Here is a 22,754-nt window from a genome sequence, read left to right as displayed (position 1 = left end):
TTTACGGCGGGAGATTATAACCTTCTCCCCAAAAACAAGAAAGGGAGCCAAGCTCCCTTTACTTTAACAATGACTAAATAATGTCATTAACCCGAGCGCGCCTCGTCATCTTCGGCGGCGGCTTCGAAGTCGCCATCATCGGAGAGACGAATGCCTTTTTGCTTCATGCGTTTGGTCCAGAGTTTACGGGCCAATTGCTGCATATCGGTCGCAGGGTCATTCACATCGACAATCTCTAAGCCAAGTAGCGATTCGATAATGTCTTCTTGGGTCACAATACCTTGGCTACTGCCGTATTCGTCAACCACCATCGCAATTTGGGTATTGCGTTTAATCATCCGCTCGAATAACGGCAGGATTTTAGCCGTCTCGGGCACCACAAATAGGCTGCGCTTGAGTTCACCAATCGGTGCATCAGGGGTGTAACGCTCAGCCAGCAAAACATCGGTACGGGTGATGTAACCGATAATGTCGTCGTGGTCCTGATCGTATACCGGAATACGGGTAAAAGGTTTGTCGCGATATTCTTGCACAAACTCATTTTGCGTCAGTGAAACGGGTAACGAGAACATCACGGTACGCGGCGTCATAATCGCCGTCACAGGCACGTCACGCACCTTGAGCATTTGGGTCAAAATTTTAGACTCTTGCTCGTCTAACTCACCGGATTCGTGACCAATCTTGGCCATGGCGCTCATTTCTTGGCGAATGTACTGACCTTCTTCCCCTTTACCTAGCAGGCGAGTCACCTGTTGCGACATCCAAATCAGCGGCTTAGTGACACGCTTCATCCAAGTGATGGCAATCGATACACTCGGGGCTAAACGGCGCCAGTGATTGGCTCCCACAGATTTCGGAATAATCTCTGAGAAGAATAGGATGATAAAAGTTAACACTCCGGAGAACACGCCGAGCATGTCATCACCAAAGACCTTGGCCGCTTGCGCACCTGCAACGGCGGCACCCACAGTGTGGGCAATGGTGTTTAGGGTCAAAATAGACACGAGAGGCGCTTCGATGTTTTCTTTTAGTTTACGCAACCGGGCGGCCGCGGCACTGTCAGTTTGTTCGAGCGAGGCGATATAACTAGGGGTAACCGAGAGCAACACTGCTTCGAATACACTGCACAGAAAAGAAACTCCGACAGCGACAAGCACTATAATGATGAGGGTTAACATATAGGTGGTATTACAACTCCATAATTTAGGCCAACATTGACCCACGCCGATTCTAGCATAGGAGTGTGGAGTTGCTGGCTAAAATTTTTCTGCGTCTGTATAATTCGCCGCCCTGTTGCAGGTTTTGGTGTTGAGGTTAGTCCTATGAGTGAAAAAAAGATCAATTTATTAGACCTTGATCGTAAGGCGATGCGCGCATTATTTGCGGATCTGGGTGAGAAGCCTTTCCGTGCCGATCAGCTGATGAAATGGATCTATCATTTCGGTGTCAGTGACTTCGAAGAGATGACTAACATCAACAAAGTGTTACGCCAAAAACTGGCGGCGCGCTGTGAGATTGTGGCGCCTGAGATTTCTAGCTATCAAAAATCCACCGATGGCACAATTAAGTTCGCCATCCATGTCGGCGAAGGCCAAGAAGTTGAAACCGTATATATTCCTGAAGATGACCGCGCCACCCTGTGTGTGTCGTCTCAAGTGGGCTGCGCCCTCGAATGTACTTTCTGCTCGACCGCACAGCAAGGCTTTAACCGCAACTTAACTGTCTCTGAAATTGTCGGTCAAATTTGGCGTGTTTCCCACTTCTTAGGGTTCGCCAAAGAAACCGGCGAGCGCCCAATCACCAACGTGGTGATGATGGGCATGGGTGAACCGCTGCTTAACCTTGCCAACGTGATCCCTGCGATGGATATCATGCTGGACGACTTCGGCTTTAGCCTGTCAAAACGCCGTGTGACCCTGTCAACTTCGGGCGTAGTGCCAGCATTAGATAAACTCGGTGATGCCCTCGATGTGGCGCTGGCCGTGAGTATCCATGCGCCAAACGATGAACTGCGCGATATTCTGGTTCCCGTAAATAAAAAGTATCCGCTGCAGGAATTCCTCGCGGGAATTCGCCGTTATATCGCTAAATCTAACGCTAACCGTGGCCGCGTGACTGTGGAGTATGTGATGCTCGATCACATCAACGACAGTACTGAACAAGCCCATGAATTAGCACAATTAATGAAGGATACGCCCTGCAAGGTTAACCTGATCCCGTTCAACCCATACCCAGGCTCGCCCTATGGTCGCTCGTCAAACTCGCGCATCGACCGTTTTTCTAAGGTATTGATGGAATATGGCTTAACCGTGATTGTACGCAAAACCCGTGGTGATGATATTGACGCGGCCTGTGGACAGTTAGCGGGTGATATTCGCGATCGAACCAAGCGTTTAGCAAAAAAACGCATGCAAGAAAATCAGATTTCGGTCACAATGAATTAACTCTTTGTTTGCACAGATTTATAGGCTTGCCCATGAAGCATGGATTGTCAGGGTTATCATTAGCAATTGCCCTGTCATTATTAGTGACAGGATGCGTAACTGAGCGTACCTATTCAGGGACTGATATTCCCGTGTCGGAGCGAAAACTCGATAAAGTTGCCGCCGCACGGGAGCGTATGCAGCTCGGTTTAACCTACCTTAATCGAGGTAACTCGGAACAAGCCAAATACAATCTTGATAAAGCCGTTGAATATGCGCCAGAGCTCGAAGATGTGCATGTGGCCATGGCCTATTACTATCAAACCGTTGGCGATTTAGTACGTACCGAACAGGCGTATCAAGACGCTATCAATACTAAGGACGCCTCTGGCGATTCCATGAACAACTTTGGGGTGTTTTTGTGCCAACAAAAGCGATACGACAAAGCTGAAAAAATGTTTTTGGCCGCGATAGAAATGCCCAAATATACGCGTACCGCGTCCAGTTATGAAAACTTAGGCATTTGCAGCCGAGACGCGGGACAAACAGAAAAGGCACGACAGTATTTTCAGATGGCGTTAAAGTATGACCCGAGACGCTCGGTGTCTTTACTGGAGCTGGCTGAGCTTGGGGTAGAGAAAGGTGATTATGTCGATGCGCAAAACCAATTAGCGCGTTATCACCAAGTGGCAGCCCAAACTCCAGAGAGTTTAACGCTCGGAATAAAAATTGAGCAGGCGTTGAATGATGATGCTGCTATGAAGCGATTTGGCATTTTATTGCTCGCCAAATTCCCAGCATCGCCTCAAGCCAAGCAATACAGAGTTAATTTGCATCAATGAAAGATAACGAAATAAACGCGTCAGTAGAACCAGTAGCCGCGAGTGAAGCTGAATCGACGCCTGATGTAACGCTCGGCACTGTACTCAGAACGGCTCGTGAGCAGATGGGCTTAAGCATTGCGGATACCGCGGTGAAGTTACATCTGCGCCCAGGGATTGTTGAAAATCTCGAAGCCGACGATTTTTCCAATATTTCTTCTTCGACTTATGTTCGCGGATACGTCAAAAACTATGCCCGCATGCTGGGGGTGGATAACGCCCTGATTGAGGCATGCCTAGCGCGGCAGGTGCCGTTAGTGACGCAGCCTGCCATGCAAAGCTTTTCCCGCAAGACGACCTATCAAGCTCGTGACACTAAATTAAAGTGGCTGAGCTTTTTTATTGTCATCGTGTTATTGGGCCTGTTCGTCCTGTGGTGGATGCAACGAACCACGCTAGTGACCCATGTTGATGTGTCTCAACCGACGGCGGAAGAGTTAGCTGCGGCGAATCAAACCTTGCCGGGGGATGTTTTGCTGACGGAAACTGACGCGAGCGAGCGCTTAAGCGAGATTGCGGTCAATGGCTCAATGGCGACCGATGGTCCGATAAAAGATACCGATGAGAGCACTATCGACCCGAATATGAACGATACGGCGGCGATGGAAGTAGAGCAGACGCCTGCCAATTCGGCTGTGAATCCGAGCGGATCTAACAACGCTCTGACGAACAATGCTTCTAACACAGCACCGAGCTCTGCAGCGAGTAATGCCGTTGCGATTCCAAACGTTACACAAAACGCAGCGACCAATACCGCCCCAGAGCAGAACCCATCCGCATCGAATGCACCAGCAACCAATACTGCGTCGACAGCGCAAGCCATGCCAGTAGCCGCAGGGCAGTCGAGCATTACTATTGAGCTCACGGGCGATTGCTGGATCAACATAGTCGATGCCAAGGGCAAAGCGATTGTCGACGGTGTCCGTGGGGCTGGTGCGAATATTCAAGCCAGTGGTGTGCCTCCGTTTAAAGTGATCCTAGGCGCTCCCACTGTTGTGTCCACGTTTACGGTCGATGGTAAAGCCATCAGCCTTGCTGAATTTCCTAAGGGTCGTGTTGCGCGTTTGACTATCCCACAGGTTTAAGTCTGGCGCCTGACGCAGAGTACCGAAAAGAGCGTATTGAGTATGTATAACGAAACACCCATAAAGAGACGTCCTTCAACTCGCATTTATGTGGGCAATGTGCCGATTGGTGATGGTGCGCCGATTGCCGTACAGTCGATGACTAACACTAAGACCACAGATGTTGAGGCAACAGTTGCCCAAATCCGTGCCCTAGAAAAAGTGGGTGCCGATATTGTGCGTGTCTCTGTGCCGACGATGGACGCCGCCGAAGCCTTTAAAGTGATTAAGCAATCGGTGTCAGTGCCCTTGGTTGCCGATATCCACTTCGATTACCGTATCGCCCTGAAAGTAGCGGAATATGGTGTGGACTGTTTGCGTATCAACCCAGGTAATATCGGTAACGAAGAGCGTATCCGCAGTGTGGTGGAGTGCGCCCGCGATAAAAACATTCCTATCCGTATTGGGGTGAACGGCGGTTCATTAGAAAAAGATCTGATGGACAAATACAAAGAGCCTACGCCAGAAGCCTTGCTCGAATCGGCTATGCGCCATGTGGACATTCTTGACCGTTTGAATTTTGACCAATTTAAGGTCAGCGTAAAAGCCTCCGATGTGTTCTTAGCGGTAGAATCCTATCGTTTATTGGCTAAACAAATTCGCCAGCCATTGCATTTAGGTATTACCGAAGCGGGTGGCGCCCGTGCCGGTGCTGTGAAATCAGCCGTTGGCTTAGGCATGCTGCTTGCCGAAGGCATTGGTGATACGCTGCGTATTTCGTTAGCGGCCGATCCGGTGGAAGAAATCAAAGTTGGCTTTGATATCCTAAAGTCACTGCGTATCCGTAGCCGTGGCATTAACTTTATTGCGTGTCCTTCTTGCTCGCGCCAAGAGTTCGATGTGATCAGCACGGTAAATGAATTAGAGCGCCGCCTCGAAGATGTGACGACCGCGATGGATGTGTCTATCATCGGCTGTGTGGTCAATGGTCCAGGCGAAGCCTTAGTGTCTCACATCGGCTTAACCGGTGGACATCGTAAGAGTGGTTACTACGATGAAGGCGAGCGTCAAAAAGAGCGTTTCGACAATGACAACCTAGTCGATTCCCTCGAAGCGAAAATTCGCGCTAAGGCGAGCCAAATGGCTAACCGTATCCAAGTGAAAGACACGACTGAGTAACAGACACAGCCGAATCAACCCATAGGTTAAGCGTTATAAAAACACTCAAGCCTTGAGCTAGACCCCGAAACCGACGGGGTCATTTTACGTTTAGTGTTGAACAGCCTATAATGCCTGACATTTTTTATTAATTTAGCGAAAATCGGACGAGTCGATACAGTGGCAAAACAGATCCAAGCGATTCGCGGAATGAACGACATTCTGCCAACTCAAAGTCCTCTATGGCAAAAAGTGGAAGCGGTACTACGTGCGAGCGTGGCTGCTTATGGTTACAGTGAGATCCGCACTCCAATAGTGGAAAATACCGATCTTTTTAAACGCTCTATCGGTGAAGTGACTGATATTGTTGAAAAAGAAATGTATACCTTCGAGGACCGTAACGGTGACAGTTTAACCCTACGTCCTGAAGGCACCGCCTCAACCGTGCGTGCGGGTAATGAGCATGGTCTGCTCTATAACCAAGAACAACGCCTGTGGTACATGGGCCCAATGTTCCGCCACGAACGTCCGCAAAAAGGTCGTTATCGCCAATTCCACCAGTTTGGTGTGGAAGTCTACGGCATTGGTAGCGCCGATATCGACGCTGAAGTGTTGATGTTATCGGCCCGTCTATGGGAAAAACTCGGCATTAGCGAGCATGTGACGCTTGAGCTGAACACCTTAGGCGATCCCGCTGAGCGCGCCGCTTACCGTGAAGCCTTGATTGCCTTCTTAGAGCAACACAAGGACAAATTAGACGAAGATAGCCAGCGCCGTATGTACAGCAATCCGCTGCGCGTACTGGACTCGAAAGACCCGCAAGTGCAAAGCATTTTAGCTGATGCGCCTGCGCTGATGGACTACTTAGGTGAAGAATCTTCACAACATTTTGCACAATTGCGTGAACTCCTCGACGCAGTTGGCATCCAATACCGAGTTAACCCGCGCTTAGTCCGTGGTTTAGATTACTATAATCGCACGGTTTTTGAATGGGTTACCAATAGCTTAGGCTCTCAAGGCACTGTACTTGCGGGCGGTCGCTACGATGGTTTAGTCGCTCAATTGGGCGGTAAAGATACGCCTGCCGTCGGTTTTGCGATGGGATTAGAGCGCATCGTTCTGCTGCTTGAAACCTTAGAGCTGACCCAAGATATCCCTCCGGCTGTCGATGTTTACGTCGCTGCGATGGGGGATAGCTGTTTGGTTGAAGCCATTAAAGTGGCGCAGGAGTTACGCTCAACCTTACCGACACTGCGTGTTATGAGCCACTGCGGCGGCGGTAACTTCAAGAAGCAAATTAAGCGTGCCGATAAAAGCGGCGCACAAGTAGCCTTACTCATCGGTGAAGAAGAACTCGCCGAAGGTGTGGTTACCGTTAAATATTTACGCAATGACAACGAACAACAACGGGTCGCTCGAAATGCACTAAGCGCATTTTTAGCTGAACTTACCAAATAAGGGGACGTGCGCGTGGAAATTTATAGCACAGAAGAACAACAAGTTGATGCTATCAAGCAGTTCTGGAAAGACTATGGAACCTCGATTGTTATCGGGGCGGTCGTTGGTTTAGGCGGCCTGTACGGTTGGAACTATTACTCCGACATGAAAATCGTGAAGGCCGAAGAAGCATCACAGGCTTTCCAAACCTTAACCACCAAATCAAGTGACGAAGCGGCCATGCTGGCTGGCGTGGCTGAGTTTTCCAAAAATCACGACCAAAAGGGCTATCAAGCCCTGCTGGATCTGATCGTTGCGAAAACTGCGGTTGAAGCCAAAGATTTTGCTAAGGCTGAAGAAGCGCTGAAGAAGGTGATTGCGGCTAAGCCAGGTGCCGGATTAGACACAGTGGCAACACTGCGTTTAGCGCGCATTCAAGCAGAGCAAGGCCAAATCGGCACTGCGCTGGCGACCTTAGATCAAGTGACTGATAAAGCATTCTTAGCACAACGTGAAGAACTCAAAGGCGATTTCTTTGTACGCCAAGGTGAAGCGGATAAAGCGAAAACCGCTTACCAAGCGGCAATGGACAATGGCGGTGTTGTGACCAGCCCTGCACTTAAAATCAAACTTGATAACCTAAATCAAGCATAAGGGATCCCTTGATGAAGTCTTGGTGCAAGAACCTGCTAGCCGCTGGGTTAAGCCTAGCCATGTTATCCGCCTGTTCTTCTAGCGATGTGGAAGAAGAACCGGTAAGTGAGTTAACTGCGATTCAGGCGACAGTGTTTCCTGAAGTAAGTTGGAGCGCCTCTGTAGGTGACGGTGTCGGTGATTATTACTCTCGCCTCACTCCTGCAGTTCGTTACGGTAAAATTTTTGCAGCCGACCGTTACGGCGAAGTCGTGGCCTTTGATGAAGCCACGGGTGAGCGCGTTTGGAAAAAAGATTTTAGTGAAGAGTTTCGTGATAACGCCTTAGCCAAAAACAAGGGCGCACGCTTAGCCGCAGGTGTTACTGCCGCGCGCAATAAAATCTTTGTCGGTGGTGAGAGTGGTCTATTGGCCGCGCTGAATGCCGAAGATGGTCAAGTGCTGTGGCATGTCGTGACTGGGGGCGAGTTACTCTCTAAGCCAACCGTTGCTGACGATGTGGTGGTGGTGAGCACGAGCTCTGGCGCGCTCGAAGCCTTTAACGTCGATACGGGCGCTAAGCTGTGGGCCTATGAGATGCAGTTGCCTAATCTAACCTTACGTGGCACAGGTTCTGCGGCCTATGAGGCGGGTGGTTTCTTTATCGGTACTGCCGATGGTAAAGTCGCAGTTGTGGTGAAAAACAACGGTCAAGCCGCATGGGAACAAGCGATTTATAATCCAACTGGCGGCAATGAGTTTACTCGTATGGCCGATGTGGATATGACGCCGCTGATCTTAGGTGACAACCTTTATGCGGTGAGCTACAACGGTAACTTGGTGTCGATGGAACTGCGTAGCGGACGTGTGATTTGGACCCGTAAGTACTCCAGCTTCAATGAGCTAGCGTCTGCCGGTTTAAGCTTATTCCTAGTGGATGATCACAGCCGTATCTACTCTGTGGACAGACGTAACGGCCTAGAATTGTGGAGCAACTCTGAGCTGGCGAACCGTACACTCACGTCACCAGCCGTGTATCGCGACTATCTGGTCGTAGGCGATTTTGAAGGTTATCTGCACTTTATCGACCGCAGCACAGGCAGTATTGTGGGTCGTATCCAAGTGGACAGCTCTGGATTATTCAGCCAACCATTAGTGGTGGATGATAAAATCTACGTGCAAGGTCGCAGCGGAAAGTTAGCTGTTGTAACACTTCCTTAGTTAAAAGTGTTATCCTTGTAGAGCCCCTGGAAGTGTGTTCCGGGGGCTTTTTATTGAAAAGTTTTTTAGAGGCAAAATCATGATCCCTGTAGTGGCCCTTGTTGGTCGGCCGAACGTCGGTAAATCCACTTTATTTAACCGCCTTACGCGTACGCGTGATGCGCTGGTTGCTGACTTTCCTGGCCTAACACGTGACCGTAAATATGGTCGAGCATTCCTATCCGGCTATGAGTTTATCGTGGTGGATACCGGCGGTATCGACGGCACCGAAGAGGGGATCGAAACTAAGATGGCCGAGCAGTCCCTTGCCGCTATCGAAGAAGCCGATGTTGTCTTATTTATGACCGATGCGCGCGCGGGCTTAACCGCCGCGGATTTGTCTATCGCTCAGCACTTACGTAGCCGCCAAAAAACCACTTTCGTGGTGGCTAACAAGATTGACGGTATCGATGCCGATTCTGCCTGCGCCGAGTTTTGGTCGTTAGGTTTAGGTGAAGTCTACCAAATGGCTGCCGCCCAAGGTCGTGGCGTGACCAACATGATTGAGTACGCCTTAACCCCTTATGCCGAAGCGATGGGGATTGAACGCCAAGGCGAAGAGGAAGAAGTCGACGAGCGTCAATACACCGAAGAAGAAGCAGAAGCCGAGCAGAAGCGTCTGCAGGATTTACCGATCAAGCTTGCGATTATCGGTAAGCCTAACGTAGGTAAATCGACGCTGACTAACCGTATCTTAGGCGAAGAGCGTGTGGTGGTTTACGACGAGCCGGGTACCACCCGCGACAGTATTTACATTCCGATGGAACGCGATGGCCGCGAATATGTGATTATCGATACTGCTGGTGTGCGTCGCCGCAGTAAAGTCCATGAAGTGATTGAAAAATTCTCGGTGATCAAAACCCTAAAAGCGGTTGAAGATGCCAACGTTGTGCTGCTGATCATCGATGCCCGTGAAGGGATTGCCGAGCAGGATTTAGGTCTATTAGGTTTTGCCTTGAACGCGGGCCGCGCCTTAGTTATCGCCGTCAACAAGTGGGACGGTATCGATCAGGGCATTAAAGACCGGGTTAAGAGTGAACTCGACCGCCGTTTAGGCTTTATCGACTTTGCTCGTATTCACTTTATTTCGGCGTTACATGGTACGGGCGTTGGCCATCTGTTTGAGTCGATTGAAGAAGCTTACGACAGTGCGACTCGCCGCGTGAGCACCTCTATGCTGACCCGCATTATGCAAATGTCGCAGGATGACCATCAGCCACCATTGGTGAACGGTCGCCGTGTGAAACTGAAATACGCCCACGCCGGTGGTTATAACCCGCCAATCGTGGTTATTCACGGTAACCAAGTCAGCAAGCTACCGGATTCTTACAAGCGCTACATGATGAACTACTTCCGTCGTTCATTAAAAGTGGTCGGTACGCCAATTCAGCTGCGTTTCCAAGAGGGTGATAACCCGTTTGAAAACAAGGTTGAAAAGCTGACCATGAGCCAAGAGCGTCGCCGTAAGCGCGCCCTGAGCCATATTAAAGATCGCAAGACAAAGTAAATCTGCGCTAATGGCTTAAGCGGAACATAAAAAGGAACCCTAGGGTTCCTTTTTTGTTGGCGTATTTTAGGGCGCAATCATAAGTCTTATTTCGATAAAATACTTTATGGTTATGGGCTAAGACGTTGAGTCTTAAGGCTATTGAGTCTTAGCTTTCATCGGTTATTTGCGTCACGGTCGACTGCACTTGTCCATGGCGTAGGCGAGTATTTATCTTATCGCCCACACTCAGTTGGGCGGCATTGTCTATGATTTGGTGATTTGCATCTGTGGTGATGCTGTAACCCCGGCTTAAGGTAGCTAATGGACTGACCGTTTCCAATTGATGGGCAGCATATTTGACCCGTTGCTCGCTTTGGTTGAGGGTATCTTTCATAGCGTCCTGCAAACGCGTCGCTAAATAGCTCAATCGATTGGTCTCGAGTGCGAGTTTGTGCTTTGGCGACTGCTGCTCGAGGCGATTTGCCAGTTGCTGCTGACGGCGACTTAAACCGTGCAATTTGCTAGACAATGCGGCTTCGAGTCTTAATTGCATTTCATCAAAACGCTGCTCAAATTGCTGCAAGGTGCGCTTAGGATCTAAGCGTTGCAGTCTGTGTTCGAGCAAACTTAAGCGTCTTTCCTGCTTGAGTTGATAGTGGCTCGCGCTCTGTTTGAGGCGCGAGAGTACTGTGGCTAAGCGTTGGCTCTTATTGTCGCTATCCTGAGACAGTAGCTCTGCGCCCGCAGAGGGTGTCGGGGCGCGAACGTCGGCCACATAGTCACTGATGGTGGTGTCGACTTCATGGCCTACGGCGCTGACAACGGGTAGGGCGCTGTTGTAAATGGTATGGGCGAGCGCTTCGCTATTAAAGCACCATAAATCTTCGAGTGAGCCGCCGCCACGGGTGAGCAGTAATACATCGACCTCGAGCCGTTGGTTGGCGATATTAATGGCTTGGCAGATATTGAGATCTGCGCTCTCGCCTTGTACCTGAGTGGGATAAATAATCACTTCGATAGAAGGGTCACGGCGGGCAAGCACATGCAAGACATCGCGAATAGCCGCGCCCGTGGGGGAGGTGATGACCCCAATGCGTTGAATATTTTTCGGTAACTGACGTTTAGTGTCGGCGGCAAATAACCCCTGCGCCGCGAGCTTCATCTTAAGTGCTTCAAATTGTTGTGCCAGTAAGCCATCCCCCGCGGGGAGCATAGACTCAATCAATAGTTGATAGTCGCCTCTAGGCTCGTACACGCTAATCGCGCCTTTCACTAGCACCTGTTGGCCATTCACAGGTTTAAAGCTCACGTTTTGGTTGCGCCCCTTAAACATGGCGCAGCGAATTTGTGAATAATGATCCTTAAGAGTTAAATACCAATGGCCCGAGCTGGGGGCTGAAAAGTTGGATATTTCACCATTTAGCCAGACTTTCCCCAGTTGTCCCTCGAGAATTTGCCTGACTTCACCATTAAGGCGTGAGACGGTATAAATATTATTTTTAGGGACTTGCATGTGTTTTCTTGTGCAAATGGGATTTTTTCACTATTTTCCATTTACCGCTCCCCAGATGCAAGGTATAATCCCGCCGCAATATTTCACCTCTAAAATCCTACTCAACTGGGGAGATGTTGCCTATGCTACGTTTAATTAAAGAAGCGCTAACCTTTGACGATGTGTTACTTGTTCCTGCGCATTCGACTGTACTCCCAAACACCGCCATCCTTAAAACTCGCCTGACTAACACCATTGAACTGAATATTCCGCTTGTGTCCGCCGCTATGGACACTGTGACCGAAGCGCGTCTTGCGATCGCCATGGCACAGGAAGGTGGCTTAGGTTTTATTCATAAAAACATGAGCATAGAAAAGCAGGCCGAAGAAGTTCGTAAAGTAAAGATTTACGAAGCGGGTGTGGTTCAACAACCTGTGACTGTAACGCCTTCAACTACGCTGGCGGATCTGAAAGTACTGACCGCGAAGAATGGTTTTGCGGGTTACCCTGTGGTAAACGAAGCCAATGAATTGGTGGGGATCATCACTGGTCGTGACGTACGTTTCGTGACTGACTGGAGCAAAACCGTAGAAGAAGTGATGACGCCAAAGGCGCGTTTAGTCACGGTTGCGGAAGGTACTAAGTTAGATGAAGTGCAAAAGTTAATGCACTCAAATCGTATCGAAAAAGTGTTAGTTGTCGATGATAACTTCAAGCTGAAAGGCTTAATCACAGTAAAAGACTTCGAAAAAGCCGAGCGTAAACCTAATGCCTGTAAAGACGAATTAGGTCGTTTACGTGTGGGCGCCGCCGTGGGTGCGGGTGCGGGTAACGAAGAGCGTGTCGATGCGCTGGTGAAAGCCGGTGTTGACGTGCTGCTGATTGACTCTTCTCACGGCCACTCTGAAGGCGTGTTGCAACGTATCCGTGAAACCCGCGCTAAATACCCAGATTTACAAATCATCGGTGGTAACGTGGCAACAGCTGAAGGCGCATTAGCCCTAGTTGAAGCCGGTGTTAACGCGGTTAAAGTCGGTATTGGCCCTGGTTCTATCTGTACCACACGTATCGTGACGGGTGTGGGCGTGCCACAAATTACCGCAGTGTCTGACGCTGCCGAAGCCGTAAAAGGCTTAGGGATCCCTGTTATCGCCGACGGCGGTGTACGTTTCTCGGGTGACTTAGCTAAAGCCTTAGCCGCAGGTGCATCGTGCATCATGGCGGGTTCAATGTTCGCGGGTACTGACGAAGCGCCAGGCGAAACGGAACTCTACCAAGGTCGTGCCTATAAGTCATACCGCGGTATGGGTTCTTTAGGTGCCATGTCTCAAGGTTCTTCTGACCGTTATTTCCAATCTGACAATGCTGCCGACAAGCTGGTGCCAGAAGGCATCGAAGGCCGTGTACCTTACAAAGGCAAGCTCAAGGAAATCATCCATCAACATATGGGTGGTCTGCGTTCATGCATGGGCCTAACGGGCTGTGCCACGATCCAAGAACTGAACGAAAAAGCGCAATTTGTGAAAGTGACGTCTGCTGGCATGGGCGAGTCCCACGTTCACGATGTGACTATCACTAAAGAAGCGCCAAACTACCGTTCAGGTGCGTAAACGTTTGTGATAACGGGGCGGCGATAAGCCGCCCCGTTATTAAGATTTGTATGCCCTCAAGATTGAACCTCGTAGTCTTGAGCTAAGTTAAAACAATAGATGAGATAAAGGTTATCCATGAGCGATATTCATGAGCATAAGATACTGATCCTCGACTTTGGATCTCAGTACACCCAGCTGATTGCCCGTCGTATCCGTGAAATTGGTGTTTACTGTGAGTTATGGGCGTGGGATGTGACCGAAGCCCAAATTCGCGAGTTTGCCCCTAACGGGATTATCCTCGCTGGCGGCCCTGAAAGTGTGACTGCCGACAATTCTCCCCGCGCACCTGAATATGTGTTTAATGCTGGCGTACCTGTTCTAGGTATTTGCTACGGCATGCAAACCATGTCTGAGCAGCTCGGCGGTAAAGTGATTCAAGGCGTAGGCGAAGGCGAGTTCGGCTACGCTCAAATCGAAATGTTAGCGCAATCGGCCCTGTTTAAAGATATCGAAGACGCAGTGAGTGCCGATGGCAAATCTCTGCTCGATGTGTGGATGAGCCATGGTGATAAAGTTTCGGCTATCCCAGAAGGTTTCGTGGCCGTTGCTAAAACTGACACTTGCCCATTTGCGGCCATGTCTAACGAATCCAAACGTTTCTACGGCGTGCAGTTCCACCCTGAAGTCACTCATACCCGCCAAGGCATGCGTATGCTGTCGCACTTCGCCTTGGATATCTGCGGCTGTGCGGCCAACTGGAAACCTTCTTCAATCATCGAAGACGCTATCGAACGCTTGAAAAAACAAGTGGGCGACGATGAAGTGATTTTAGGTCTGTCTGGCGGTGTGGATTCATCGGTAGTGGCCATGCTGCTGCACCGCGCCATTGGCAAAAAACTGACCTGCGTATTCGTTGATAACGGCTTACTGCGTTTAAATGAAGCGAAGCAAGTGATGGAAATGTTTGGTGATCATTTCGGTCTGAACATTGTTCACGTCGATGCGGAAAACCGCTTCCTCGACGCGCTGAAAGGCGAAGCCGATCCAGAAGCTAAGCGTAAAATCATCGGTCGTGTATTCGTTGAAATCTTCGACGAAGAAGCCAAGAAATGCGTTAACGCTAAATGGTTAGCCCAAGGCACCATCTACCCAGACGTGATTGAATCCGCTGGCAGTGCCACAGGTAAAGCCCATGTGATTAAGTCGCACCATAACGTTGGCGGTCTGCCAGACGATATGGAGTTAGGTCTGGTTGAGCCACTGCGCGAACTCTTTAAAGACGAAGTGCGTAAGATTGGTCTTGAGCTAGGTCTGCCATACAACATGCTTTACCGCCACCCGTTCCCAGGTCCTGGTTTAGGCGTACGAGTACTTGGCGAAGTGAAGAAAGAATACTGTGATTTGCTGCGCCGCGCCGATGCGATTTTCATCGAAGAGCTGCACAAAGCTGATCTTTATAACAAAGTCAGCCAAGCCTTTACCGTGTTCTTACCCGTTCGCTCTGTCGGTGTGATGGGCGATGGCCGTAAATACGATTGGGTGGTGTCACTGCGCGCCGTTGAAACCATCGACTTTATGACCGCGCACTGGGCACATCTGCCATACGATTTCTTAGGCCGTGTGTCTAACCGTATCATCAACGAAATCGACGGTATCTCCCGTGTGGTTTACGATATTTCAGGTAAGCCACCTGCAACCATCGAGTGGGAATAATTCCCTGTCTTGATGACATGATGCATTAACGAAAAGGCGCCAAGTGCGCCTTTTTTATTGGTAATGGGTATAATTGCCCACATTGTTGATTAATGAGAATCCTTAAGTGGAGCAGACAAAACTGAATCCAAAAACCTTGCATGTGAAGACGCTCAGCTCGGATGAACTTGATTGTGATGAAGCTAGTGGTAATGTGCTAATTGGCGAGCAACCTTGTCTCAATCAAGCGAGTCTCAATCAAGCGGATATTGAACAAGCTCGAGTCGATGAACATTGGATGCGTGTCGCGATGAGTATGGCTGAAAAGGCCGAAGCAGCGGGTGAAGTACCAGTGGGGGCGGTTTTAGTCAAAGGTGGTCAGCAAATCGCGGCCGGATATAACTTGTCTATCAGTGAGCACGACCCCTGCGCCCATGCTGAAATTCAGTGCTTGCGAGCAGCGGGGCAAACGATTGAAAACTATCGACTCCTCGATACCACTCTTTACGTAACTCTTGAGCCTTGTGCGATGTGCGCCGGTGCCATGGTGCATAGCCGGATTGCCCGCGTGGTATTTGGGGCGAAAGATGAGAAGACGGGCGCCGCAGGAACCGTGCTTAATCTCTTGCAGCATCCAGCCTTTAATCATCAAGTTGAGGTCACATCTGGGGTGTTAGCGCAGGACTGTGCTGACCAATTGAGCCGCTTTTTTAAACGTCGCAGGGAGGAAAAGAAGGCTTTAAAACAGGCTCAAAAGGCGCAGCAGGGGACGCTATCCTAAGGAGTTTGGGGACTCGCCTAAGCGTTAGTCTTGGGCTTGGATAAACGTAAAAAACAGTTTGTGGCGATTCAGCACTCGGCGATGGCGAATTTTCAGTGTGGTGCGACGGCGTGATGCGCTGTTATTGATGGTTTTTCTTCTCATATAGACCCCGTTTTGTATCTTGTTATTGTCTAGGTTAAGGCTTTTTTGCTTTGGTTAACGGCTATGGGTTAACGCGCAATGATTATTATATTGACCTGTCACTATGACAGTATCAGCAGAGATCTCAGGCGGCAATCCCCCTCGATGCATCTGCTCTATAAAGCAGCGTTTTTAGCCCAAAGCTAGCTCACTTTAGCCTGTATTGGCTTAATCTAAGATTAAAATCGTGGTTTGAAAGCCGTAAAAAAGCAAGGCTGCGGCGCAAGTCAAGTTATTGAGGGGGAAGCGGTTAGGGCTATTTCGGCTTATCAGGGCTGAGGGTGCCGGGCACTGGCGCTGGGCCATCTTCCGAGGCGAGGTCGCTTGGTTCTTCCTCATCGCTATTTTGCTGTTTAGACTGATTATCGACCCAGACTAAGGTGTCGTAATAACGGCGGATGCTGTCGACGTAATGCACGGCTTCGCTACCACGGGCATAGCCGTAGCGAGTCTTTTGGTAATATTTACGCTTTTGCAGTAGTGGCAATACTTTTTTAAGATCCCGCCAGGCGTTAGGATTCAGCTCCATGGACTCAGCGAGTTTACGGGCGTCTTCCACATGGGCATAACCGATATTGTAAGAGGCCAGCGCAAACCACATGCGTTGACTCTCGGGGATAGACTCGGGCAGACGGTTGATCATATCCCGTAAATAAGCGGCGCCGCCGCGAATACTTTCTTCCGCATCGAGTCGATTTGTAATGCCAATTTCTTTGGCGGTCGGCTGCGTTAACATCATCATGCCGCGCACCCCAGTGGGTGAGCGGGCATTAGGATTCCAATGTGACTCTTGATAACTGGTTGCCGCCAATTTACGCCAATCTAAGTCACCAGCGTGGGTTTCGAAAAGCTGACGATAACGAGGCAATACGGTTTCGATGGCGCGCAGGAAGGCGCGGGTATCGATATAGTCGAAACGCTTAACGTGGCCAAAGTACTTTTCATTAAGATGATCGAGGGTACCGGCGAGTTTTTCTTGGTGCCAAAACGCCAATAACTGACTCATCAAGCCGTCACTGTGTGTGGGGGGGAGCAACCAAACCACATCGAGCTTTTCTTCTAGCACGAGCCCCGAACGTAGATCCGGTAAATAGCGGCGGTTAATCTGCACGCTGCTCGAGTCGGCGATGGTGTAGTCGATTTCCTTGTTGGCGATCATCGCCAGCAGCTCTTCGCTGTCTTTATCTGTGACTTGATCCCACACCAGCGTCGGATGACGTTTCTGTAATTGCGTCAAGGTTTCCACAAAAGAAGAGTCGGCAATTACAGTAATTTTGCCTTTTAAGTCAGTGATATCTTTGGGTGTTGGCATGCCTTCACGGTAAACCAGTACTTGATTGACGCGATACAGCGGCGGGCCTAAACGGAATTGTTCGCGCCGCGCTGGGGTTTCAGTCATCCCCGCGGCAATAATATCAATCTCGTTTTTTTTAAGTGCATCATAGAGTTCGGCACGGTTGGTGTAGGGCACCATTTTTAAGGGCACATCGAGATACTCGGCAAAGAGCACTGCCATATCGTAATCGAAGCCGCTGTTGCCTTGGCCCGAGGTCATATAAATTTGCGGGCCATAAAGGGTGCCGACCCTTAATTCGGTGAGTTTATGGGGGACATATTCTGTTTCTTCCACGGTCACTTGCTGACAAGCCGTCAGTAAGAAACCTAAGATAATCGCGAACAGAAATCGAGTCATTAAACACACTTTATTAAATAAAATCAAAATGATGAACAGTAGAAGGTCAGTGAGGTAACAAGGATAAACTGGCTGACATTGCTGTGATTATATCCGTTTGTCGCCAATTACGTAAAAAAATCGTATCGCATGGAATACGAAGGAGGGGAAAAGGGCCGCTTTTTATCTTAATAGGAAACACTGTTTTACGTAAGGTCACAGGTGATTTGTGACAGACATTTCCTTATAATAGCGCCATCTCTGACCCCTGCAATTATAAATATAAGGTGAATTGACGTGATGGAGATCATCCGCGGAGCCCCAGCACTCTCGACGTTTAGAGTGCAAAAGCTAATGGAGGCCTGCGTAAACGCTGCGCTTCCGGTACGCCAAATCTATGCTGAGTATGTTCATTTAGCGGATTTGAGCGAGTTGCTTGAGACCAATGAGCGCGAGCAACTTGAAAAAATTCTCACCTATGGACCTGCTATCGAAGCCCATACCCCCCAAGGTTCACTCCTGTTTGTTACTCCCCGTCCCGGCACAATTTCTCCATGGTCTTCTAAAGCCACTGATATCGCCCACAATTGTGGTTTAGGTAAAGTGAAGCGCTTAGAGCGTGGTGTTGCCTATTATGTGGAGTCAGACACTTTGACTGTCGAGCAGCAACAAACCCTCAAAGGGTTATTGCACGACCGTATGGTTGAAGTGGTTCTGGACGATTTTGCTAAGGCCGATGTGCTGTTTAAGCGCACTGAACCTGCGCCTTTCAAGAGTGTGAACGTATTGGCTGAAGGCCGCCGTGCACTTGAAGTGGCCAACGTCGAAATGGGTCTGGCGCTCGCCGAAGATGAAATCGATTATCTTGTCGAAAACTTTGTGCGTTTGAACCGTAATCCAAACGATATTGAACTGATGATGTTTGCTCAGGCTAACTCAGAGCACTGCCGTCACAAGATTTTTAACGCAGATTGGACAATTGATGGCGAGGCGCAGCCTAAGTCTCTGTTCAAGATGATTAAAAACACCTTTGAAACTACACCAGACCACGTGTTATCTGCCTATAAAGATAACGCCGCTGTGATGGAAGGTTCGGTTGCGGGACGTTTCTTCCCCGATCCAAACGGTGTTTACAGCTATCACACTGAACCAATGCACGTACTGATGAAAGTGGAAACCCACAACCATCCTACGGCAATCAGTCCATACCCTGGTGCGGCGACGGGTTCAGGTGGTGAGATCCGCGACGAAGGTGCAACCGGTCGTGGCTCTAAACCTAAAGCGGGTTTAACTGGCTTTAGCGTATCGAATTTAAAAATCCCAGGTTTTGTACAACCATGGGAAGGCAACTACGGTAAGCCTGAGCGTATCGTCAGTGCGCTGGATATCATGACCGAAGGCCCACTTGGCGGCGCGGCGTTTAACAACGAGTTTGGTCGTCCAGCCCTGTTAGGTTACTTCCGTACCTATGAGCAAGAAGTCTCAAGCCACAACGGCGTAGAAGTCCGTGGTTATCACAAGCCCATCATGTTAGCCGGTGGTTTAGGTAACATCCGCGAAGAGCACGTACAAAAAGGCGAAATCACCGTCGGTGCTAAGCTTATCGTACTCGGTGGCCCTGCGATGAACATTGGTCTTGGCGGCGGCGCTGCCTCTTCTATGGCGTCGGGTCAATCGAGCGAAGATTTAGACTTTGCGTCGGTTCAGCGTGAAAACCCAGAAATGGAACGCCGCTGTCAAGAAGTGATCGACCGCTGCTGGCAATTAGGCGATAAAAACCCGATCCAATTTATCCACGACGTGGGCGCGGGTGGTTTATCTAACGCTTTCCCTGAGTTAGTTAACGATGGCGGCCGTGGTGGTATCTTCAATCTGCGCAACGTGCCATCGGACGAGCCGGGCATGAGCCCGCTGGAGATCTGGTGTAACGAATCGCAGGAACGTTATGTGCTTTCGGTTGCTGCCGAAGACCTGCCGTTATTTACTGCGATTTGTGAGCGTGAGCGCGCACCGTTTGCGGTAGTGGGCGAGGCAACGCAAGAGCAGCATTTAACCCTAGCTGACAGCCATTTCGATAACAATCCTATCGATTTACCACTCGAGGTGTTATTAGGTAAAGCACCTAAGATGAGCCGTAATGTGGTATCCGCTAAGGCAGTTTCACCTGCACTTGAGCAAAGCAACATCGATGTGAAAGAAGCGGTCAAACGCATTCTTAGCCTGCCAACTGTGGCGGACAAAACCTTCCTTATCACCATTGGTGACCGCACGGTAACGGGTCTAGTAAACCGTGACCAAATGGTTGGCCCATGGCAAGTCCCTGTGGCTGATTGCGCGGTAACGGCGGCAAGCTTTGATACCTATGCTGGTGAAGCCATGTCTATGGGTGAACGTACGCCGCTGGCACTGCTCGATTTTGGCGCCTCTGCCCGTATGGCGGTTGCCGAATCGATTATGAACATCGCGGGTGCGGATATTGGTTCGTTCAAACGTATCAAACTGTCGGCTAACTGGATGTCTGCCGCGGGCCACCCTGGCGAAGATGCGGGTCTTTATGAAGCGGTTAAGGCCGTGGGTGAAGAGCTGTGTCCAGAACTGAGCCTGACCATTCCTGTCGGTAAAGACTCCATGTCGATGAAAACCGCATGGCAGCAAGACGGCGCGAACAAAACCGTGACGGCACCTATGTCGTTGGTCATTTCTGCCTTCGGTGTGGTGCAGGATATCCGTAACACGGTAACGCCTGAACTTCGCAGTGATAAAGGCGAAACCTCGCTGTTATTAGTCGACTTAGGCGCTGGCAAAAATCGTTTAGGCGGTTCTTGTTTGGCACAGGTTTACGGTGAGTTAGGCGATATCGCGCCAGACTTAGACGATGCAGCTCTGTTACGTGGTTTCTTCGAAACCATGCAAAAGCTGGTGGCGAAGAAGTCGGTTATTGCATACCACGACCGCAGTGACGGTGGTTTATTCACGACGTTAGTGGAAATGGCCTTTGCGGGTAACACGGGTCTTGCTATCGACTTAAGTGCACTGCAAGGTACTGACGTTGAACGTCTATTCAATGAAGAACTCGGTGGCGTACTGCAAGTGAGCCGCGCTGATGCCGAGCTTATCGCTGCGCAATTCGCCCAAGCAGGCGTACCTTGCCACATGATTGGTACTCTGGCGAATGACCAACGCGTAACCATTAAAGATGGTGCGCGTGAAGTGTTCAGCGAGACACGTGTTGCACTGCGTACTTTATGGTCTGAAACCACTTACCGTATGCAAGCGCTGCGTGATAACCCAGCCTGCGCATTAGAAGAGTTTAAGCTCAAACAGGATGAAACCGACTTAGGTTTAACGGTTAACTTAAGCTTCGATCCAAGTGAAGACGTTGCTGCGCCGTACATCCTCAAAGGTGCTGCACCTAAGATGGCTATTCTGCGCGAGCAGGGCGTTAACTCCCATGTGGAAATGGCGGCCGCGTTTGACCGCGCAGGTTTTGAGAGCCGTGACGTGCATATGTCTGACATTCTGTCAGGCCGCATTAGCCTCGAAGAGTTCCAAGGTCTGGTGGCCTGTGGTGGCTTCTCCTACGGTGACGTATTAGGTGCGGGTGAAGGTTGGGCTAAGTCTATCCTGTTCAACGCCCGTGCTCGCGATGAGTTCTCACGCTTCTTCGAGCGCGACTCAAGCTTTGCCCTCGGTGTGTGTAACGGTTGCCAAATGCTGTCGAACCTGAAGGAAATCATTCCTGGTAGCGAGCACTGGCCACGTTTCGTGCGTAACCGCTCTGAGCGTTTCGAAGCGCGTTTCAGCTTAGTTGAAGTGCAGCAAAGTCCATCACTGTTCTTCCAAGGTATGGCGGGTTCACGTATGCCTATCGCCGTGTCCCACGGTGAAGGACATGCAGAGTTTGCTAGTGCGCAGGCGCTGGCCTTAGCTGAGGCTTCTGGCACTATCGCGCTGCGTTTTGTGAATGGTAAAGGTGAAATTGCCACCCAATACCCACAAAACCCGAACGGTTCGCCAAACGGTTTAACCGGTATCTGTACTACCGATGGCCGTGTGACACTGATGATGCCACATCCTGAGCGTGTATTTAGAACGGTTGCAAACTCTTGGCACCCAGATAACTGGGGTGAAGACAGCCCATGGATGCGTATGTTCCGCAATGCGCGAGTTAACTTAGGCTAAGGTTTTTATTGAGAAAACCACGACTTAAGTGAGTAAAAAAAGGAGCGAAATTTTTCGCTCCTTTTTTATATATAAAACGCATCTTTAAAAAAGATAAGGTATTTTAAGATCTTAGTCTTATATTTGTTAAACCTAATAAAATGAAGTTCAAAAATATCAATCTTAAAGACTAAATACCCCTTAATAAGTAGTTCACACAAGTGAAACAAAACTGACTTGCTTTAATTTAGTCACTGTACTTGCCCGTATTCTCAAGACATAAAAGCAAAAAGCCCCCAACTCATCGAGAAGGGGGCTCGTTTTGCGCTAACAAAACTTCAAATCAAATCAGTATTATTTCAGAGTAAGCGGTGAACGATTACAGCTCACGAGCTGTATAAAGTTCAACAAAAACACGCTTATAGCTGTTAACCAGACGTTCAAATAAGTTTGTCATATCTCTTTCTCCACACCAAAGTTATACCTATGTGCGCGGAGTTTGGCTTGCCTGGGGCGCTTCACCAGTCACATCAAACCGTCTCCTTAACACAGGAGATATATTAACCAGCTTAAGCCGTCTTCTCAAACGAGAAAAAATACATTTTATCATTAGTAAAACTAATTGATTTTGGTTTTGAAATATTCCGGCTTTAAAGATTTTTGTGAATTAAGTGCATGATTTTTATATATCTAATTATTTAAATAATAATGGTATTGGTAATGTTTTATTAGTGTAAATATTGTTTTTAATTTGTTTTTGGTGATTTTTGCTGCTTATCCATTAGATTTTTGCTCAAGTTGGTAAAAACTAACTTTTTAGTTTAGCTTGGCGTGTTC

The 22,754-nt window shown here is 49.3% G+C and carries 15 protein-coding genes; 12 read left to right on the top strand and 3 right to left on the bottom strand.

Features of this window, described 5'->3' with window-relative positions; genetic code table 11:
- Positions 1–86 precede the first annotated feature (86 nt).
- A complete protein-coding gene (locus CF168_RS14515; RefSeq protein ID WP_011716309.1) occupies positions 87–1,178 on the bottom strand; it encodes a CNNM domain-containing protein in 1,092 nt (363 codons plus the stop codon).
- A gap of 144 nt (positions 1,179–1,322) precedes the next feature.
- On the opposite strand from CF168_RS14515, the gene CF168_RS14510 reads away from it, so the two are divergent.
- The 8 genes from CF168_RS14510 to der all read left to right on the top strand — a co-directional run bounded on the left by CF168_RS14510 (position 1,323) and on the right by der (position 10,362).
- Positions 1,323–2,444, top strand: a complete 1,122-nt coding sequence (locus CF168_RS14510) for a bifunctional tRNA (adenosine(37)-C2)-methyltransferase TrmG/ribosomal RNA large subunit methyltransferase RlmN (protein ID WP_011716310.1) — start codon at positions 1,323–1,325, stop codon at positions 2,442–2,444.
- 32 nt (positions 2,445–2,476) lie between these two features.
- Positions 2,477–3,265 (top strand): type IV pilus biogenesis/stability protein PilW, encoded by a 789-nt coding sequence (pilW, locus tag CF168_RS14505; protein WP_011716311.1) that lies wholly within the window; start codon positions 2,477–2,479, stop codon positions 3,263–3,265.
- Positions 3,262–4,389, top strand: coding sequence for a RodZ domain-containing protein (locus CF168_RS14500; RefSeq protein WP_011716312.1), 1,128 nt, complete (start codon positions 3,262–3,264; stop codon positions 4,387–4,389). Before pilW ends, CF168_RS14500 begins: the two co-directional genes overlap by 4 nt.
- Before the next feature lie 42 nt (positions 4,390–4,431).
- A complete protein-coding gene (ispG, locus tag CF168_RS14495) occupies positions 4,432–5,547 on the top strand; it encodes a flavodoxin-dependent (E)-4-hydroxy-3-methylbut-2-enyl-diphosphate synthase (protein WP_011622016.1) in 1,116 nt (371 codons plus the stop codon).
- A gap of 159 nt (positions 5,548–5,706) precedes the next feature.
- Positions 5,707–6,984: a histidine--tRNA ligase gene (gene hisS, locus CF168_RS14490; protein ID WP_089068207.1), complete on the top strand. Its 1,278-nt coding sequence runs from the start codon at positions 5,707–5,709 to the stop codon at positions 6,982–6,984.
- 12 nt (positions 6,985–6,996) lie between these two features.
- A complete protein-coding gene (locus CF168_RS14485) occupies positions 6,997–7,617 on the top strand; it encodes a tetratricopeptide repeat protein (RefSeq protein WP_011716314.1) in 621 nt (206 codons plus the stop codon).
- Between the two features lie 11 nt (positions 7,618–7,628).
- Positions 7,629–8,816: an outer membrane protein assembly factor BamB gene (gene bamB / locus CF168_RS14480; RefSeq protein ID WP_089068206.1), complete on the top strand. Its 1,188-nt coding sequence runs from the start codon at positions 7,629–7,631 to the stop codon at positions 8,814–8,816.
- 79 nt (positions 8,817–8,895) lie between these two features.
- On the top strand, positions 8,896–10,362 hold the full coding sequence (gene der, locus CF168_RS14475) for a ribosome biogenesis GTPase Der (protein WP_011622020.1): 1,467 nt from the start codon (positions 8,896–8,898) through the stop codon (positions 10,360–10,362).
- Between the two features lie 148 nt (positions 10,363–10,510).
- Here the strand turns inward: der and xseA are convergent, their stop codons facing one another.
- Positions 10,511–11,857 (bottom strand): exodeoxyribonuclease VII large subunit, encoded by a 1,347-nt coding sequence (xseA, locus tag CF168_RS14470; RefSeq protein WP_089068205.1) that lies wholly within the window; start codon positions 11,855–11,857, stop codon positions 10,511–10,513.
- A 122-nt stretch (positions 11,858–11,979) separates the two neighbouring features.
- Between xseA and guaB the strand changes: the two genes are divergently transcribed.
- The 3 genes from guaB (at position 11,980) to tadA (ending at position 15,901) form a co-directional block, all read left to right on the top strand.
- Positions 11,980–13,446, top strand: a complete 1,467-nt coding sequence (gene guaB / locus CF168_RS14465; RefSeq protein ID WP_011622022.1) for an IMP dehydrogenase — start codon at positions 11,980–11,982, stop codon at positions 13,444–13,446.
- Between the two features lie 117 nt (positions 13,447–13,563).
- Entirely contained in the window at positions 13,564–15,141 is a 1,578-nt protein-coding gene (gene guaA, locus CF168_RS14460) for a glutamine-hydrolyzing GMP synthase (RefSeq protein ID WP_089068204.1), read from the top strand.
- 106 nt (positions 15,142–15,247) lie between these two features.
- Positions 15,248–15,901, top strand: coding sequence for a tRNA adenosine(34) deaminase TadA (gene tadA / locus CF168_RS14455; RefSeq protein WP_089068203.1), 654 nt, complete (start codon positions 15,248–15,250; stop codon positions 15,899–15,901).
- Between the two features lie 439 nt (positions 15,902–16,340).
- On the opposite strand, the gene mltF is transcribed toward tadA, so the two are convergent.
- Complete coding sequence (gene mltF / locus CF168_RS14450; protein WP_011716320.1) at positions 16,341–17,777, bottom strand: membrane-bound lytic murein transglycosylase MltF; 1,437 nt, start codon at positions 17,775–17,777, stop codon at positions 16,341–16,343.
- Positions 17,778–18,056: 279 nt separating this feature from the next.
- On the opposite strand from mltF, the gene purL reads away from it, so the two are divergent.
- Complete coding sequence (gene purL / locus CF168_RS14445) at positions 18,057–21,938, top strand: phosphoribosylformylglycinamidine synthase (protein WP_011716321.1); 3,882 nt, start codon at positions 18,057–18,059, stop codon at positions 21,936–21,938.
- The last annotated feature ends 816 nt before the right edge of the window (positions 21,939–22,754 follow it).

Source organism: Shewanella bicestrii, assembly GCF_002216875.1.
Classification (GTDB): Bacteria; Pseudomonadota; Gammaproteobacteria; order Enterobacterales; family Shewanellaceae; genus Shewanella; species Shewanella seohaensis.
The sequence above is the reverse complement of the archived record's forward strand: the minus strand, read 5'-3'. Positions and strand labels throughout refer to the sequence as shown.